Source organism: Streptomyces lothianensis, assembly GCF_047779955.1.
GTDB lineage: Bacteria > Actinomycetota > Actinomycetes > Streptomycetales > Streptomycetaceae > Streptomyces.
On record NZ_JBLMKT010000173.1, the window covers coordinates 1 to 240 of the forward strand.

General features: G+C 74.2%; 1 protein-coding gene. It reads left to right on the top strand.

What is annotated here, in order from left to right:
• The coding region (locus ACLF6P_RS30105) for a hypothetical protein (RefSeq protein ID WP_415954599.1) at positions 1-240 on the top strand (240 nt) is incomplete at both ends.

The window sequence follows — 240 nt, forward strand, 5'->3', positions numbered from 1 at the left end:
GCGGTCTCCACCGGCGCCTCGGACCCCCTCCTCAGCACCGCCCAGGCCCAGGTCTGGGGCCTGGGCCGGGTCGTCGCCCTCGAACAGCCCACCCGCTGGGGCGGTCTCGTCGACCTCCCCGACACCCTGGATGCCCGTACCTGGGAACTGACCGCGTCCGTCCTGGCCGGAACGACCGGCGAGGACCAGACAGCCATACGCCCCACAGGCGTGCACGCCCGCCGAGTCGTACGGGCGACG